16 protein-coding genes are annotated in these 14,424 nt (G+C 62.9%); 10 read left to right on the top strand and 6 right to left on the bottom strand.

Going from position 1 to position 14,424, the window contains the following annotated elements; translation table 11 throughout:
- Positions 1-444 precede the first annotated feature (444 nt).
- The 3 genes from VEZ38_RS01520 to VEZ38_RS01510 form a co-directional block, all read right to left on the bottom strand.
- Positions 445-1,398, bottom strand: coding sequence for a DMT family transporter (locus VEZ38_RS01520; RefSeq protein ID WP_324891252.1), 954 nt, complete (start codon positions 1,396-1,398; stop codon positions 445-447).
- Between the two features lie 122 nt (positions 1,399-1,520).
- Positions 1,521-1,955 carry a polymer-forming cytoskeletal protein gene (locus VEZ38_RS01515; protein WP_324891250.1) on the bottom strand — a complete coding sequence of 145 codons (435 nt, stop codon included), beginning with the start codon at positions 1,953-1,955 and terminating at the stop codon, positions 1,521-1,523.
- Positions 1,956-2,070: 115 nt separating this feature from the next.
- Positions 2,071-2,664 (bottom strand): thymidine kinase, encoded by a 594-nt coding sequence (locus VEZ38_RS01510; protein WP_324891248.1) that lies wholly within the window; start codon positions 2,662-2,664, stop codon positions 2,071-2,073.
- A gap of 87 nt (positions 2,665-2,751) precedes the next feature.
- Between VEZ38_RS01510 and VEZ38_RS01505 the strand changes: the two genes are divergently transcribed.
- From VEZ38_RS01505 to VEZ38_RS01470, 8 genes are all read left to right on the top strand, one after another.
- Positions 2,752-3,615 carry an AAC(3) family N-acetyltransferase gene (locus VEZ38_RS01505; protein WP_324891246.1) on the top strand — a complete coding sequence of 288 codons (864 nt, stop codon included), beginning with the start codon at positions 2,752-2,754 and terminating at the stop codon, positions 3,613-3,615.
- Positions 3,616-3,707: 92 nt separating this feature from the next.
- On the top strand, positions 3,708-5,861 hold the full coding sequence (locus VEZ38_RS01500) for an Ig-like domain-containing protein (RefSeq protein ID WP_324891244.1): 2,154 nt from the start codon (positions 3,708-3,710) through the stop codon (positions 5,859-5,861).
- A 125-nt stretch (positions 5,862-5,986) separates the two neighbouring features.
- Positions 5,987-6,418, top strand: coding sequence for an Rrf2 family transcriptional regulator (locus tag VEZ38_RS01495; RefSeq protein WP_324891242.1), 432 nt, complete (start codon positions 5,987-5,989; stop codon positions 6,416-6,418).
- 156 nt (positions 6,419-6,574) lie between these two features.
- On the top strand, positions 6,575-6,928 hold the full coding sequence (locus VEZ38_RS01490) for an IDEAL domain-containing protein (protein WP_324891240.1): 354 nt from the start codon (positions 6,575-6,577) through the stop codon (positions 6,926-6,928).
- Positions 6,929-7,066: 138 nt separating this feature from the next.
- On the top strand, positions 7,067-7,384 hold the full coding sequence (gene trxA, locus VEZ38_RS01485) for a thioredoxin (RefSeq protein ID WP_324891238.1): 318 nt from the start codon (positions 7,067-7,069) through the stop codon (positions 7,382-7,384).
- Between the two features lie 286 nt (positions 7,385-7,670).
- Positions 7,671-9,065 (top strand): PAS domain S-box protein, encoded by a 1,395-nt coding sequence (locus tag VEZ38_RS01480; protein ID WP_324891236.1) that lies wholly within the window; start codon positions 7,671-7,673, stop codon positions 9,063-9,065.
- 161 nt (positions 9,066-9,226) lie between these two features.
- Complete coding sequence (locus VEZ38_RS01475; protein ID WP_324891234.1) at positions 9,227-9,526, top strand: hypothetical protein; 300 nt, start codon at positions 9,227-9,229, stop codon at positions 9,524-9,526.
- Positions 9,523-10,353: a protein-glutamate O-methyltransferase CheR gene (locus VEZ38_RS01470; RefSeq protein ID WP_324891231.1), complete on the top strand. Its 831-nt coding sequence runs from the start codon at positions 9,523-9,525 to the stop codon at positions 10,351-10,353. The genes VEZ38_RS01475 and VEZ38_RS01470 overlap by 4 nt, the downstream gene beginning before the upstream one ends.
- Before the next feature lie 66 nt (positions 10,354-10,419).
- On the opposite strand, the gene VEZ38_RS01465 is transcribed toward VEZ38_RS01470, so the two are convergent.
- From VEZ38_RS01465 to VEZ38_RS01455, 3 genes are read right to left on the bottom strand one after another with little or no spacing between them, the layout of a single operon-like run.
- Positions 10,420-11,112, bottom strand: coding sequence for an LrgB family protein (locus tag VEZ38_RS01465; protein WP_324891229.1), 693 nt, complete (start codon positions 11,110-11,112; stop codon positions 10,420-10,422).
- The gene (locus VEZ38_RS01460; protein WP_324891227.1) at positions 11,109-11,447 is read right to left on the bottom strand and encodes a CidA/LrgA family protein; all 339 of its coding nucleotides are present in this window, start codon (positions 11,445-11,447) and stop codon (positions 11,109-11,111) included. Before VEZ38_RS01460 ends, VEZ38_RS01465 begins: the two co-directional genes overlap by 4 nt.
- A gap of 53 nt (positions 11,448-11,500) precedes the next feature.
- Positions 11,501-12,403: a GNAT family N-acetyltransferase gene (locus tag VEZ38_RS01455; RefSeq protein WP_324891225.1), complete on the bottom strand. Its 903-nt coding sequence runs from the start codon at positions 12,401-12,403 to the stop codon at positions 11,501-11,503.
- Positions 12,404-12,702: 299 nt separating this feature from the next.
- Between VEZ38_RS01455 and VEZ38_RS01450 the strand changes: the two genes are divergently transcribed.
- Together VEZ38_RS01450 and VEZ38_RS01445 are read left to right on the top strand one after the other, a co-directional pair.
- Entirely contained in the window at positions 12,703-13,374 is a 672-nt protein-coding gene (locus VEZ38_RS01450; protein ID WP_324891223.1) for an ABC transporter ATP-binding protein, read from the top strand.
- Positions 13,367-14,416, top strand: a complete 1,050-nt coding sequence (locus VEZ38_RS01445; RefSeq protein WP_324891221.1) for an efflux transporter periplasmic adaptor subunit — start codon at positions 13,367-13,369, stop codon at positions 14,414-14,416. The genes VEZ38_RS01450 and VEZ38_RS01445 overlap by 8 nt, the downstream gene beginning before the upstream one ends.
- Positions 14,417-14,424 lie beyond the last annotated feature (8 nt).

Here is a 14,424-nt window from a genome sequence, read left to right as displayed (position 1 = left end):
AGTACGCACGTCCGCATCCGCAAACGCCGTGGTTAGCTCAAAATTTGAGCATTTCACGGCGAAAAGAGCAAATTTTGATCATAACCCACCGCCCGCCGCCTGCTCGCCGCCAATTCCGTCCACCGCCGCACCCGACAAACTTTGCCGTTCCTCGGTAGCTCGCATGTCCGAAACCGCAAGCGCCGTGGTTAGCTCAAAATTTGAGCATTTCACGGCGATAAGAGCAAATTTTGATCATAACCCACCGCCCGCCGCCTGCTCGCCGTCAATTCCGCCCACCGCCGCACCCGACAAACTTTGCCGTTCCTCGGTAGTACGCACGTCCGCATCAGCAAGCGTCGTGGTTAGCTCAAAATTTGAGCATTTCACGGTGAAAAGAGCAAATTTTGAGCATAACCCACCGCCCGATCGCCGCCGCCCCGCACTCTGGCGAAGGCGTTCGGTTCAGGCGTTCGCCGCGGGCGCAGGCGCGGGCTCGGCGGCCGGCGGGCGGACCGTGTCCGCTCCGTGGCGCGCATTGCGGCCGCCGTAGCGCAGGAACAGCCAGACGCCGCCGAGCAGCAGCGCCCCCGCGAAGCCTTGGAGCGGCGTCAGCGACTCGCCGAGCAGCGCCCAGGCGAGCAGCGAAGCGCCGACCGGCTCGCCGAGCACCGCCATCGAGACGGTCGTGGCGCCGGCGAACTTCAGCATCCAGTTGAACAACAGATGCCCGAAGACGGTCGGAACGGCGGCCATCAAGCCGAAGATCAGCCAATCGTTCGCGGCGTAGCCGATGAAGGCGTGGCCCGCGGCGGCGTTGTAGCCCGCGAAAGCGACCGTCGCCGCCGCAAAGACGGCGTAGCTGTACAAGAACGAGGAGACGCGGCTGCGGAGCGCTTGTCCGAGCAGCATATGCCCGACGACGGCAAGGGTGCCGAGCAGCGACAACAAGTCCCCGTACAGCGCCGTGCCGGACAGACGGAAGTCGCCCCAGCCGATGAGCGCCGCGCCGGCGAGGGCGACGCCCATCGCGACGATGCCCATGCGGCGGATGCGCTCGCGGAAGAAGACGAGGGCGCCCAGCATGACGAGCACCGGCTCGAGCGTCATCAGCACCGTCGAGCTGGCGACGGTCGTGTAGCGCAGCGAGTCCATCCAAAATAAGAAATGCAGCGCGAGCAGCGCTCCCGACAACCCGAGCAACGCCCAATCGCGGCGAGGCACGGCGCGCAGCTCCGCCCGGTAACGAAAGAGGAACGGCGTCATGCCGATCAGCGTGAGGGCGAGCCGGTACATGCCGATGACGGACGCCGGGGCGTCCGTCCATTTCACGAAAATCGCCGAGAAAGAAATCGCCGTAATGCCGACGAACATCAACGTCCAAAGGAACGCGCGGCGTTCCGTTAAGCTAGGTTTCACGAGTGAAGGTCTCTCCTCTAACCACAGTTCAATTAAAAATTCGCAGCCATCAGTATAACAGGAACGAGCCGGCCGCGGCAAAAAAAAATAGACCGCCTACGGCGGCCTCCCAGGGGCATGCGTCACGCGGAAGCTTGCTTCGCGTCCTGCGCCTTCTCTTTCCCGTGCTTCTCCTTCGTCGGGCGGAGCTCGGCGCCCCGCGGCACCTCCATCGCGCATTCGCCTTTGAAGACGGCGCCCTCGGACACGTGCAAGGAGGCGGCGCTGATGTTGCCGAGCACTCGGCCTTTGCTCGTGATCGTCATCTTGCCCTTCGCCGCGACGCTCCCCTCGATCGTCCCCGCGTTGAACACGCTCCGGGCGGCGATGATGGAGCGCACGTTGCCGGTCTCGCCGATCGTCACGTCGCCCGCGCATTCGATGTCGCCGACGACGGTGCCCTCGATGCGCAGACTTGCGGTCGTAACGAGCTTCCCTTCGAGGATCGTGCCTTCTCCGATGAACGTGTCGGTGGCGCTCACCTTGGCGGACGATGCGCTGCTGCGTTTGCGAAACATTGGCGTCAACCCCTTCCCAAGGATGGTTAGTCCCAAAAATATATGCCGGGAAGGGCTTGTTTAGAATCGCCTCGTCCGTTCCGTCCGCCTCAGCCGCCCGCGTCAGCCGTTCGCGTCAGCCGTTCGCGCCCGCATCGGGGTCGAAGCGCGTCCGAGCATCCTTATAGCAACGCCTGCAGACGGGGAGGTAGCTTTCGTTCCCGCCGATCTGAATTTGTTCGCCGCGGAACACCGGAATACCGTCCTTGTAGCGCATATTCATAAGCGCCTTGCGGTTGCAATACCAGCAGATCGTCTTAATCTCCTCGATTTTATCCGCCCACGAAAACAGCGCCACGCTGCCCGGGAACAGCCGTCCGAGGAAGTCGGCCCGCAGCCCGTAGCACAACACCGGGATTTTCAGCCGGTCCACGATGTCGGTCAGCTGCGCGACCTGGGCCTCGTTCAAAAACTGCGCCTCGTCGACGATGACGCAATCGGGCATCGCCTCGCTCGTCAACCGAACCATATCCGTATCGTCGCCGACGACGATCGCTTCTTTATGCAAGCCGATGCGGGACGTGACGACGCCCGTGCCGTACCGCGAGTCGATCGACGGCGTGAAGAGAAGCACGGATTTCCCTTGCTCCTCGTAATTGTAGGCTACGCGCAGCACCTCGATCGATTTGCCGCTGTTCATCGTGCCGTATCGGTAATACAATTGTGCCATGGAAGACTTCCTTTCCGTCGGTGAGCTGGACAGTTCCTCCATTATAGCATAGGTCAATTCAGAGCGAAGGCAGGTTGATTTACGAAAATGTCCCGCGAACGCGAACTCATTGAACGCACGCACGAAGCGCTGGGCCGCCCCGTGACGGCGTCGAATTTAGCCGCCGATCTACGCGCCCTCGGCGTAGAAGAAGGCATGACCCTCATCGTGCATACCGCCATGTCGGCGATCGGCTGGGTGGCGGGCGGCGCCCAGGCGGTCGTGCTCGCGCTGCAGCGCGCCGTCGGCGAGTCCGGCACGCTCGTCATGCCGACGCATACCGGCAGCAGGACCGATCCGTCCCATTGGCGCAATCCGCCGGCGCCGGAGTCGTGGTGGGAAGCGATCCGCGAAGAGATGCCCCCGTTCGATCCGGCGCTCACCCCCGTCTACCTCATGGGCGACGTGCCGGAGACGTTCCGCCGCATGCCCGGCGTTCGGCGCAGCCGCCATCCCCATCTGTCGTTCGCGGCTTGGGGGCGGCAGGCCGAGGCGGTGCTCGCCGGTCACGGCGACGACCCCGAGCGGCTCGGCGAGGCGCTGGGCGACGGCTCGCCGATCGGGCGCGTCTACGACCTTGACGGCCATGTGCTGCTGCTCGGCGTCGGCCATATCAACAATACGTCGCTCCATCTAGCGGAATATCGGGCGAAGTACGGGCCGAAGCCGGTCGACAACCAGGCGGCTCCCGTGCTGGTCGACGGGCGGAAACGGTGGGCGGCTTACGTCGACCTCGAGTTCGATTCCGACGACTTTCCGGCGATCGGCGCCGGTTTCGAGCTCGATACGGGGCTTGCTCGCGTCGGCAAGGCCGGTCTCGCGACGGCGCGGCTGATGCCGCAGCGTCCGCTCGTCGATTACGCGACGAACTGGATGGAACGGCACCGAGGAGAAAACGGGCGGAGGGTGTAACCTTTTCCGGCGGAAGTGCGTCTAAAGATATGGCGAGATTTGCCGATATATGTAAAAAGGACGTACATAGCAGGGCGGGAGGAACCAAAGGAATGTCGATTGTCGCAATGCAACGCAGGTGGATTATCGCAGTTACGCTAATTATGGCCTTGCTGGCGAGCTTCGCGCCGACGGCCGTCGGCGCGGACGTCGTCACGTCGCTGGAGCTCGAGGACGCAGGCGACGTCCATCTGTATGTCGACCACGAGACCGCACAACTCAAGGCGCTCGCTACGCTTCAAGGAGTCGCGACGAAGAGAGACGTCACGTCGACGGCGTTCTGGGCGACGACGAGCGAAACCGTCGTCAGGGTGGACAAGGGCAAGCTGACGCCGGTCGGCGCCGGCACGGCGAAGGTGTCTGCGAGATACGAGGGTAAGACGGTCGAAGTGCAAGTCACGGTCGAGTATTTGTACGCCGCGGTGCGGCTCGATCAAGACGGCCCGATCGCCGCGGAGCTGCGGGACGAGCCTTATACGCTGAAGGCCAGCGCCGTCGAGGAGGACGGCGATACGTTCGACGTGACGACGTCCGCGGTATGGACGTCGAGTGATTCGGGGATCGCGAGGGTGGACAAGGGCAAGGTGCAGCTGTTGAAGAAGGGCACCGTCACCATCACCGCCAGGTACAAGGGGCGTTCCGACTCTGTCGTCTACACGGTCACTTCCCCGTACAAGGCGCTTACGATCGAAACCGACGACGCGACCGACTACGACTTCGTCGTCGGGCAGGAGGGCGTCGCTTTCGAGGCGACCGCGACGCTGCTGAGCGACGCGACCGAGGACGTGACGGAAGAAGCCGTCTGGACGTCCTCGAACAACGCGGTCGTCTCCGTCGAAGACGGAAAACTGACGTTCAAGGCGCAAGGCGTCGCCGACATTACGGCGTCGCGCTTCGGGCATGTCGCCAAGGCGTCCGTCGTCGTGCGCTTGCCGTATCAGGCGCTGCTGCTGACGCCTTCGAAGCCGATCCATCTGTTCGCGACCGACGCGCCGGTCTTGGTGAAGGCGGAGGTCGCCAACGACTTCTCCTCCCGGACCGACGTCACGAACGCGGCGGAATGGACGACGTCGAATCCGCTCGCCGCGACGGTTCAGAACGGGTTGATTCGGCCCAGGGGGACGGGCGCCGCCGAAATTACGGTGTCGTATAAGGGGTTGACGAAGAAAATCGATGTCACCGTCATGCCGGTCGTGGACGGGCTGCACCTCGACGAAACCGAGATGAAGCTGTTCAAGGGCGAAGTCGCGGCATTGCCGGACGTATACGGCAAAGACCTGAACGGTACCGAGTATTCGTTTTCGGATATCGCCGAGTGGACGTCCAGCGACGAGGACGTCGTCGCCGTCGAGCAAGGCAAGCTGAAGGCGAAGAAGCCGGGCGAAGCGACCGTCACGATGAAAATCCGGGACGAGACGGACACGATCGAAATCCAGGTGCTGGAGAAGGCGCTGGCCTTGTTCCCGTCGACTTCCGCGTATACATTGGTTAAGGGCGACGCTGTCGCGCTGCCGACGGTCAAGGCCGTGCTGGAGGACGGTACGGAGCTGAACGTGACGGACGACATCGAATGGACGACGTCCTCCCCGAACTTGCTCCTCTCCGGCGAGACGATGAAGGCGCTGCTAAACTCGAGGGTCACGCTGACGGGGACGTATCTCAATAAGAAGATTACGATACCGGTGTCGATCGAGGATAAGATGACGAACGTCGTCGTCGAGCCGACGACGCTGGAGCTGAACCCGAAGAAGAGCCAGACGATCAAGGTGACCGCGACGGACTCGACGGGCAAGACGGTGAACGTGTCGAAGAACGTCGTCTGGACGTCGTCCGCGCCGACGGTCGCGACCGTCTCCGGCGCCACGGCGAAGGGCGTCTCCGAAGGGAACGCGACGCTGACGGCGACGTATCAAGGGCAGACGCTCACCGTCGCGGTGTCCGTCGTGCCGAAGCTGGAGAAGCTGGCGCTGTCGGAAAAATCGGCGAAGGTGACGGCGGGCGGCACGGCGTCGTTCAAGGTGATCGCTTACTTCGAAAACGGGACGACGCTGGACGTCACGAACGAGGCGTTATGGACGTCTTCCGATATCTTGGTGGCGACCGTCGACGACGGGAAGGTCACCGCCCTCAAGAAAGGGTACGCGAGCATTAAAGCGAAATACCAAAACAAAACGGTCAGCGCGCGAGTCACGGTCGCCGCGCCGTAACGCAGGAACGCCTTCGGTCGAATCGACCGGGGGCGTTCTTCGTGACACCCGTTGACATATTTAACTGTAATCAATATAATAACAGTAAGCGATGCACCGACGAACCGAGAACAGGAGACATGCGAATGAACAGCGAATTTACGATCGCGGTACACGGACTCGTCCTCCTGGCGTATACGCCGGACCATATGGCTACGAGCGAGAAGATCGCGTGCAATGTGGCGACGCATCCCGCTCGCGTGCGCAAGGTCATGGGTGCGCTGCGCAAGCTCGGCTACGTCGAGACGAAGGAAGGACTCGGCGGCGGCTATTCGCTGCGATGCGATCCGGAGCGGGTGACGCTCGCGGAACTGTATCGGGCGATGTGTCCCGGCTCGCTGAAGCCGACGTGGACGTCGGGCAACCCGGAGGAGAAGTGCGTGGTGGCGGGCAATATGCAATGCGTCATGGACGGCATCTTCGCGGAGGCGGAGCGGCACTTGGAGTCGTATTTCGAAGGGCTGACGATCGGGGATGTGCTTCGCTCGATTCGGGAGTCGCAGCTGGCGAAAGGGTAGCCGCGCGCCGGGGGCGGCCGCGGCGTCGGGCGATCGGCTCGAACGGCGCGAATGCCCGCGGGGGGACCGGCAGAGCGTTTTCGCGGTTAAACTGTCACTATATTGGTTACAATTTTTGGTTTCGCGCGAAGGCGATAACGAAGGAGGAGAAACGGGATGACGGAGCAACGGAAAGCCAATTGGGTGCCGGAAGGCGAATGGGTCGGCGGAACGTCGGTGAACGACGAGCGGATCCGGGGGTACGTAAGGGAGTACGACGCGATGACAGGCTATTACGCGATCGCGGTCGTGGAATCGGATCATGCGGAGGCGGTCGGGCGGACGGTATTCGCGCGGGCATCGCAAATCAAGCCGCTGAGCGCCAGCGTCGCCGAGCATCCGGAGGCGCTGCGGGAACTGATCGACGTCGCGCTGGCGGCCCGGGACAAAGCATGGTTCTACGAGCTGACGGCGGAGCTGTTGACGCTCGAGGCGCGGCGAGGCGCGAAGGCCGAACCGGCGTTAGCGTAAAGCGGTCCATCGTTCGTCGGGCGAACGCGTTCGGAGGGAAGGGATTCGCGGCGAAACCGGCCGGCTGCGGGGCGGCGCGGGCTGCAGGTGGAGTCGTTTTCATATAGATGCTTTTCATATAGGGTAGGAGGGATTTGTATGACAATAGTGCATGCGACGGACGGGACGTTCGCGGAGACGATTCGCAAGGAAGGGCTCGTGCTGGTGGATTTTTGGGCGCCGTGGTGCGGACCTTGCCGGTTGATCGGGCCGGTGCTCGACGAGGTGTCCGCGGAATCGGGGGATAAGCTGACGATCGCGAAGCTGAACGTGGACGACAACCCCGCGTCGGCGGCGGCGCACGGCGTGATGAGCATTCCGACGCTGAAGCTGTTTAAGGACGGCCGCGAGCTCGACACGGTCGTCGGCTTCCAAGGCAAGGCGGAGCTGCTTCGCTGGATTGAATCATACTTGTAAGATGTTTCCAGGCAACGTAATCTCGCGCGAGAACAGGCTTCCGAAATCCGGTCGCCTGTTTTTTGCTTTTTCGAGCGCGAATGCCGGCGTATTTTACGATAATGCGTGAACTTTTCTTCGCAATCGACAGTATTCGACGAAAGCATACAGGTCCCGACTTCGTTCTTCGTTTACAGGATAAACCAATATGAATATACTTTGATGGTGCGGAATCGTGAAGGTTCCTCTTCTTACTTTATTCACCCGGTGGAGAATACATATGGTTCGGTTAGAAGATAACGACGACATGCGAATGGAAGACGCCCGATCGAGCGCGGATGAGCTTGCGGATTTCACCGTAGGGGGCAACGGGCGGTTTATCGACGTCTCGGATCAGATGCTGGATTTATTCGGTTACGAGGAACGGGAGTTGCTCGGCGAACGCATCGAACGGCTGTTCGACGCCGAATCGGTCGAACGGCTGATGGGAAGCGGCCGCGGCGCTCAGCGCGTTCGGACAAGAGGCGTGCGCAAGGACGGCTCGTCGCTACGAATCGACCTGCAGTCGAGCGGCAAGGGAAGCGAGGACGTTCGCCTCCTTCATCTTCGCGGGGCGAGGAACGAACCTTCCAAGACGGAGGCCGCCGACAGGGCGATTATCGAAGAGCGCTTCCGATCCGCGTTCCACTTCGCCGCGGTCGGCATGGCGCTCGTTGCGGTACATGGAAAGCTGGAGGAAGTCAATTACGCGTTTTGTGAAATATTCGGCCTACAGGTGCAGGAGGCGGCCGGGAGCGACGTTCGTTCGCTGCTGCACCCGGAAGACGTGAACGGGTATTTGGATGCATGTACGCGGCTGCTGATCGGGGAACTGCAGTCGTGCGAAACGGAAAAGCGGTTCCTGCACGCTTCCGGGCGGTTGATCTGGGGGGCGGTTTGCTTGACGCTCGTCCGGGACGTCGAGGGGCGCCCGATCCACTATATCTTGCAGGTGCAGGACGTGACCCAACGGAAGGAAACGGAGGAGCTGCTCCGCAAGTCCGACAAGCTGACCGTCGTCGGGCAGCTGGCGGCCGGGGTCGCCCACGAGGTGCGCAACCCGCTGACGGTGCTTAAGGGCTTCGCGCAGATGCTTCGTTCTACGGACGAGGACAACCGGTATTTCGACTTGATGCTCTCGGAGGTGGAGCGCATCGAAGCGATTATCCGGGAGTTTCTCATGCTGGCGAAGCCGCAGATGGTCCGTTACTACGAAGAGGACTTGAACGTCCTGGTGAACGAGGTCGCCAAATTAATGGAGACGAAGGCGGTCATGAGCGGCGTGCAAATCGTTGTGCGCTCGGGCGGGTCTCCCCGTCCCATCCAATGCGACGCCAACCAAATCAAGCAGGTGCTGGTCAACTTGATGCAAAACGCGATCGAGGCGATGCCGAAAGGCGGCTGCTTGCGGGTCGACGTGGGCGGAGACGAGCAATTCGTCAAGGTCGCGGTCCGCGACGAGGGCTGCGGCATCCCGGAGGACCGGTTGACGAAGCTGGGCGAACCGTTCTACTCCAGCAAGGAGAAGGGGACGGGCTTAGGCTTAATGATCAGCTATCAAATTATACAGAAGCATCGCGGCACCGTGAAGGTGACGAGCAAGCTCGACGTGGGCACGACCTTCGAAATCGCGTTCCCGGCTTCTCGGCAACATTCCTTCTAGAGGAGACTATCTAAGAAAACGTTGCCGTCGCCGCCGTCGTACACGACACGGCCGGCGTTCGAAGGATCGTTCGCGAGAGGGCGCGGAGGAGACGGGCGGCGCCAGCGTCGTTCTGCCTTATCCGCAAATCGGCAGGTTCATTGTCAACGAGGTGATGAGGGATGGATCTTAAGCATTTTCGATTCTACTGCCAGGCGGGGAATCTCGGCATGATTTGCGAATGCCTTGCCGACATGTCGGCCGGGGGGAAGGAAACCTATAACCGCATTCGGGCGATCTCCGGCCGGCTGCCGGTCGAGCAGGAGCTCAATGTCGTCGTCGCCATCGTAGAGGCGTTGGGCGATATCGGGGCAGGTCCGGAGGCGGCGTCCATCCGCCGCGTCACGACGGATGACGACCACCCTTACGTTCGCTTCGTCGGGGAACGCGCGTTGCTCCGCCTCGGCGCGGGGGAATTATGAATGCGGCCCTGAACATTGAACAATTTCGCAGGCTTAGGGATTATATCTACGAGAAGACAGGCATTTATTTTAACGATAGCAAGCTGTTTTTTGTGGAACGGCGGATCATGCAGCGGATGGAAGCGCTGCGCGTCGCCGACTTGAACGAATATTACTCCATGCTCTGGTACGAGAGCGGGGGCGAGGAGCTGCAAGCGTTCATCGAGGTATTGACGGTGAACGAGACGTACTTTTTCCGCGAATTCCATCAACTGAAGTGCTTCGCCGAAGAGGTGCTGCCGGAGCTCGTGCGCAGGGAACGAGGCGCGCTTACTTTCTGGTCGGCGGGCTGCTCGACGGGGGAGGAAGCGTATACGCTCGCGATGATCCTCAGCGAGATGTTAGGCGCCGAAACCTTGGCCCGTTGTAAAATTATCGCCACCGACATCGACAATAAGGTGCTTGCCTGCGCGAAGATGGGCTGCTACGGAGAGCGGTCGACCCGGCATATTCCGGCGCCCTACGTGAAGCGGTATTTCGAACCGACCGGCCTGGAGCTGCGGGTGAAGGACGAGCTTCGCTCCTTGGTCGAGTTTCGTCGGCTGAATCTGATCGATTCGGCGGAGATGCAGGCGATGCGCGAGATCGACGTCATCTTCTGCCGGAACGTGCTTATCTATTTCGACGATCAATCCCGCAGGCAGGTCACTTTGGATTTTTATCGGTCCATGAAATCGGGCGGATACGTGTTCCTCGGGCATTCGGAGTCGATGAGCCCCATCACGTCGGTCTTCCAGCTTCGCAAGTTTCAGCATTCCGTCTTCTATCAAAAGCAATCGGAGAGGTGACGTCCGCATGGCGGCGTAGAAGCCGATCAACGGTGTGCGCTCGTTCGGAACTCCGCGACTCGTCGATTACAGCAGCCACAGCACCGGAATCATCAGCAGCGAGATCACGATGCCCGAGATGCCCATCGCCAGTCCCGCATAGCTGCCGGCTTCCTCGGAATCGCGCAGCAGGCGGGACGTGCCGATGCCGTGCGCGGCGGTGCCGATCGCAAGGCCGAGCGGCACGTCGCCGTCGAGGCGCAGCAGCCTTAGCAGCGGGGGACCGAGCATGCTGCCGGCGAGGCCGGTCAGCACGGTCAACACCGCCGCGAGCTCGCCCGGGCCGCCGAGGAACCGGGCGAGCTCGATCGAGATCGCCGACGTAGCCGATTTCGGAAGCGAGGCGAGCAGCAGCTCGCGGCTGCCGTCGAGCAGGCGGACGAGCAGCCAAGCGCCGGCGACGCCCGCGGCGCAGCCGATCGCGACGGAGCCGAGGATGAGGGAGAGGCGGCGGCGAATGTCGCGGCGGCGCTTATACAGCGGAACCGCGAGCGCGACGGTCGCCGGGCCGAGGAAGAACGACAGCAGGTCGCCGCCCGCCGCGTACGTCTCGTAAGGGATGTCCGCGGCGAGCAGCAGCGCGATCATGCCGCCGGCCGTCGCGAACAGCGGATGCAGCCAAGGCAGCCGCGCGTTCCATCGCAAAGACAGCGAGTACAGGATGACCGTGACGGCCACGGCGAACAGCGGCGAGGACGCCCAATCGCGGAGCTCGTTCATCGTTCGGCCCTCGGCCACAGCTTCGCGGCGAGCGCGGTCGCGACGACGACGATCAGCGGTCCGAGCAGCAGCGAGACGACGATCGCCGCCCATTCCGCGCGGATGAGCGGCAGGAAAGCGATCGTGCCGACGACGATCGGCGCGAAGAACAGCATCATATGCTTCAACAGAAATTGGGCGGTCGATTCCACCCATTCGAGTTTCACCCAGCCGAGCAGCAGGGCGGCGAGCAGCAGCAATAGCCCGATGACGTTGCCCGGCAGCGGAACGCCGGCGAGCCGTTCGAGCGCCGTGCCGGCAAGATGGAATCCTAAGAGAACTGCTAATCCGCGCATTCGGTGGAGACGCCTCGATTCGTAAGTAACGTTGCCTTATATTGTAACAAGGTTCAGGAGAGGCGTAAACGCATATGCGTCAGGGCGTACGTCTCCTCGAAGCCGGCCGCCGCGAGCGCGGCCCGGAGCGACGGCTGCGACGCCGGCGCCGCGAAGACGCGGCGGCGCACGTCGCTCGCCTCGCCTTCCGCCGGTTCGAAGACGCGGCCGAGCAGCCGCCGGAGGACGGCCTCCGCATCGTCCGAGGGCAGCGCAGGGTCGGCGGCGCATTGCAGCAGCGTCGTCGCGGACGCGCTGCGGCGAAACAGCGCGTAGCCGAACGGCTCGCCGTCGGCGCGGCTTGCGATGAGCGCTTCCCCGCCTTTGGCCGAAGGCCACCGCGTCTGCCAAGGCGTCGGGACGGGGGAGTACCGCCTTTCGAGCGCCGCGGCCGCGGAGACGGGACGCGATTCGACGGCGCTCCCCGCATCGGCCGGGCCTGCGTCGAATGCGCCGCCCCAATCGACGCCGCGCTTCGCCTCCATCCCGTACACCGTATCGAACGGCTCGTACCCGAATCGGCGGTACAGCCGGATGGCGCCCTCGTTTTGCACGAACGCCTCCAAATACGCCGCGTCGGCCCGCTGCTCGCGGTACGTCTCGACCGCCCGCGAGAGCAGCGCCGCGCCGATGCCCGACCCTCGCCGGTCGGGATGCACGCACGTGCCGGCATTCCAGGCGAGGCGCTCCCCGCCGATCGTGCGCATCGCGGTGAGCAGCAAGCCGGCCGGCCGGCCATCCGCGTACGCCACGAACGACAGCTCCGGCGAGACGCCCTCGTTCCCGAATTTCGTCGCCGCGAACGCGGCCGCAGTCATCGGAAGCCGCACGTAATAATCCGAAAATCCGTCATTCCACGCGTCGACCGCGTCGGCGAGCGGCACGTCGACCAAGCGGCGCAATTCGATGCCGGACATGGCGTTCCCTCCTCATTCATCTCTTCACGACAGCAATAAGTTCTATTATGATCGAACATAAACCGAGATTCGAGACGGAGCATATGCGATTTGAGCCGTTTTGTCAATTGAATATCGTAAGAATTTGCACAAGATGTTTCATAAATTATTACATATCGTCCGGCGACCATAAGGTGTAAAATGAAAGTTGCGCGGTCGGCCCGAGCATGGAAGCGACGCGCATCCTGGGATGTAAAGGCTTACACAGGATTTCATTTCGAAATTAAAAATTCCGACGCTCGGTGGAGGAGGACGCATCGATGAGCGATATGATACGGGCCCGCGGCGTGACGCGGACGTTCGGCCGCGGCGGCGGCGCGGTGCACGCGCTGCGGGGCGTCGACCTGTCGGTGCCCGCCGGCAAGCTCGTCGCCCTGCGGGGGCGGTCGGGCTCCGGCAAGACGACGCTGATCAATTTGCTGGGCACGCTCGACCGGCCGACGGACGGCACGATCGAGCTGGACGGCGTCGAGACGACGGCGCTGTCGGATCGCGAACGCGATAAGCTGCGGCGGACGCGGATCGGGCTCATTTTCCAATCGTACGCTTTAGTGCCGTATATGTCGGGGCTCGAAAACGTAGAGTTCGGCTTGCGACTCTCCGGCGTCGCGCCGAAGCTTTCGCGGCGGCTGGCCGAAGAGGCGCTTGGGCTCGTCGGGCTGAAGAAGCGCATGCATCATCGCCCGTTCGAGCTGTCCGGCGGCGAGCAGCAGCGCGTCGCGGTCGCCCGGGCGATCGCGCATCGGCCGAAGCTGGTGCTGGCTGACGAGCCGACCGCGGAGCTGGACAGCCGGACGGGCCTCTCGATCGTCGGACTGTTTCGCGATTTGGTCGAGCGGGAGGGGCTGTCGATCGTCATGACGACGCATGACCCGGCCATGATGGAAATCGTCGATCACGTGTATGCATTGGAGGATGGGGTCATTGTATAAACTTCCTGCGAAAATGGTTCCCGACCGCTGCGGCAAGCGGCATCGGGTTTGGCTGCTGGCCGCCGCGGTCGCCTTCGCCGCGAGCGGCTGCTCGCTGCTGCCGGAGGAGGAGGCGTCGCTCGCGCCGCCGCTCGTGAAGCCGAGCGAAGACAGCGTGCAGACGGCGACGGCCAAGCGGGCGGACATCGTCCGTTACGTGCGCGGCGTCGGCGCGTTCGAATCGACGGAGATCGTATATCATGCGCTGAAGGAGCCGGGCGCGATCGTCGAAGCGATGCTCGTGAAGGCCGGTGACGTCGTGAAGCGCGGGGACGTGCTCGTGCAATTCCAGCTGGGCGATCTCGATCTGCTCGTGCAGGAGCACGAGCTGGCCGTCTTGTACGCCGAACGCGGCGTGCGGGAGGCGATCGCCTCCGGGGACGACGGACTCGTCGAAATCAAGCGCCTGGAGCTGAGCATCGCGAAGACGCGTCTCGAGAAGACACGCGCGCGTCTTTCGAGCTTGCAGCTCGTCGCCGAGGCGGACGGCGTCGTCGTGTTCGCGGAGAAGCTCGAGCGCAATCAGCAGGTGAACGACGGCCGCACGCTCGTCTCCGTCGCGAACCCCGCGAAGCTGCGCCTCGCGTACGAGACGTCGAACCGGGCGGGGCTCGCCGGCGTCAAGCCGGGCATGCCGGTCGCGATCGTGCACGAGGGCCGTACCTATACGGGCACCGTGGCGCAGACGCCGGACTCGGCGCCGGCGACGACGAACCCGCAGCTCGCGGAGCTGTATGCGCGCGCGCTGTACGTGACGCTCGAGGAGACGCCCGAAGGGGCGGCGATGGGCGAGCTCGCGGATTTGGAAATCGCGGTGGAGCGTAGCGAGGACGCGATCGTCGTGCCGCGCGCCGCGGTGCGCACCTATTTCGGCCGCACGTACGTGCAAGTCATCGAAGGCGAAAGCCGCAAGGAATTCGACGTGGAGACGGGCGTGCAGACGGCCACCGAGGTGGAGATCGTGCGCGGGCTCGACGAAGGAGCCGTCGTCATTTTGCAATAAGCGAGGTG

This window comes from Paenibacillus sp., assembly GCF_035645235.1.
GTDB lineage: Bacteria > Bacillota > Bacilli > Paenibacillales > YIM-B00363 > Paenibacillus_AE.
Note: the sequence above shows the minus strand (reverse complement) of the source record. Positions and strands in the feature narration are given on the sequence as shown.

What these genes read in the sequence shown, in the direction of transcription:
- VEZ38_RS01475 (WP_324891234.1), top strand. Translation starts at nt 9,227, where the DNA reads ATGGATCTTAAGCATTTTCGATTCTACTGCCAGGCGGGGAATCTCGGC.
- VEZ38_RS01480 (WP_324891236.1), top strand. Translation starts at nt 7,671, where the DNA reads ATGCGAATGGAAGACGCCCGATCGAGCGCGGATGAGCTTGCGGATTTC.
- VEZ38_RS01465 (WP_324891229.1), bottom strand. Translation starts at nt 11,112, where the DNA reads ATGAACGAGCTCCGCGATTGGGCGTCCTCGCCGCTGTTCGCCGTGGCC.
- VEZ38_RS01500 (WP_324891244.1), top strand. Translation starts at nt 3,708, where the DNA reads ATGTCGATTGTCGCAATGCAACGCAGGTGGATTATCGCAGTTACGCTA.
- VEZ38_RS01495 (WP_324891242.1), top strand. Translation starts at nt 5,987, where the DNA reads ATGAACAGCGAATTTACGATCGCGGTACACGGACTCGTCCTCCTGGCG.
- VEZ38_RS01490 (WP_324891240.1), top strand. Translation starts at nt 6,575, where the DNA reads ATGACGGAGCAACGGAAAGCCAATTGGGTGCCGGAAGGCGAATGGGTC.
- VEZ38_RS01460 (WP_324891227.1), bottom strand. Translation starts at nt 11,447, where the DNA reads ATGCGCGGATTAGCAGTTCTCTTAGGATTCCATCTTGCCGGCACGGCG.
- VEZ38_RS01455 (WP_324891225.1), bottom strand. Translation starts at nt 12,403, where the DNA reads ATGTCCGGCATCGAATTGCGCCGCTTGGTCGACGTGCCGCTCGCCGAC.
- VEZ38_RS01515 (WP_324891250.1), bottom strand. Translation starts at nt 1,955, where the DNA reads ATGTTTCGCAAACGCAGCAGCGCATCGTCCGCCAAGGTGAGCGCCACC.
- trxA (WP_324891238.1), top strand. Translation starts at nt 7,067, where the DNA reads ATGACAATAGTGCATGCGACGGACGGGACGTTCGCGGAGACGATTCGC.
- VEZ38_RS01510 (WP_324891248.1), bottom strand. Translation starts at nt 2,664, where the DNA reads ATGGCACAATTGTATTACCGATACGGCACGATGAACAGCGGCAAATCG.
- VEZ38_RS01505 (WP_324891246.1), top strand. Translation starts at nt 2,752, where the DNA reads ATGTCCCGCGAACGCGAACTCATTGAACGCACGCACGAAGCGCTGGGC.
- VEZ38_RS01450 (WP_324891223.1), top strand. Translation starts at nt 12,703, where the DNA reads ATGAGCGATATGATACGGGCCCGCGGCGTGACGCGGACGTTCGGCCGC.
- VEZ38_RS01470 (WP_324891231.1), top strand. Translation starts at nt 9,523, where the DNA reads ATGAATGCGGCCCTGAACATTGAACAATTTCGCAGGCTTAGGGATTAT.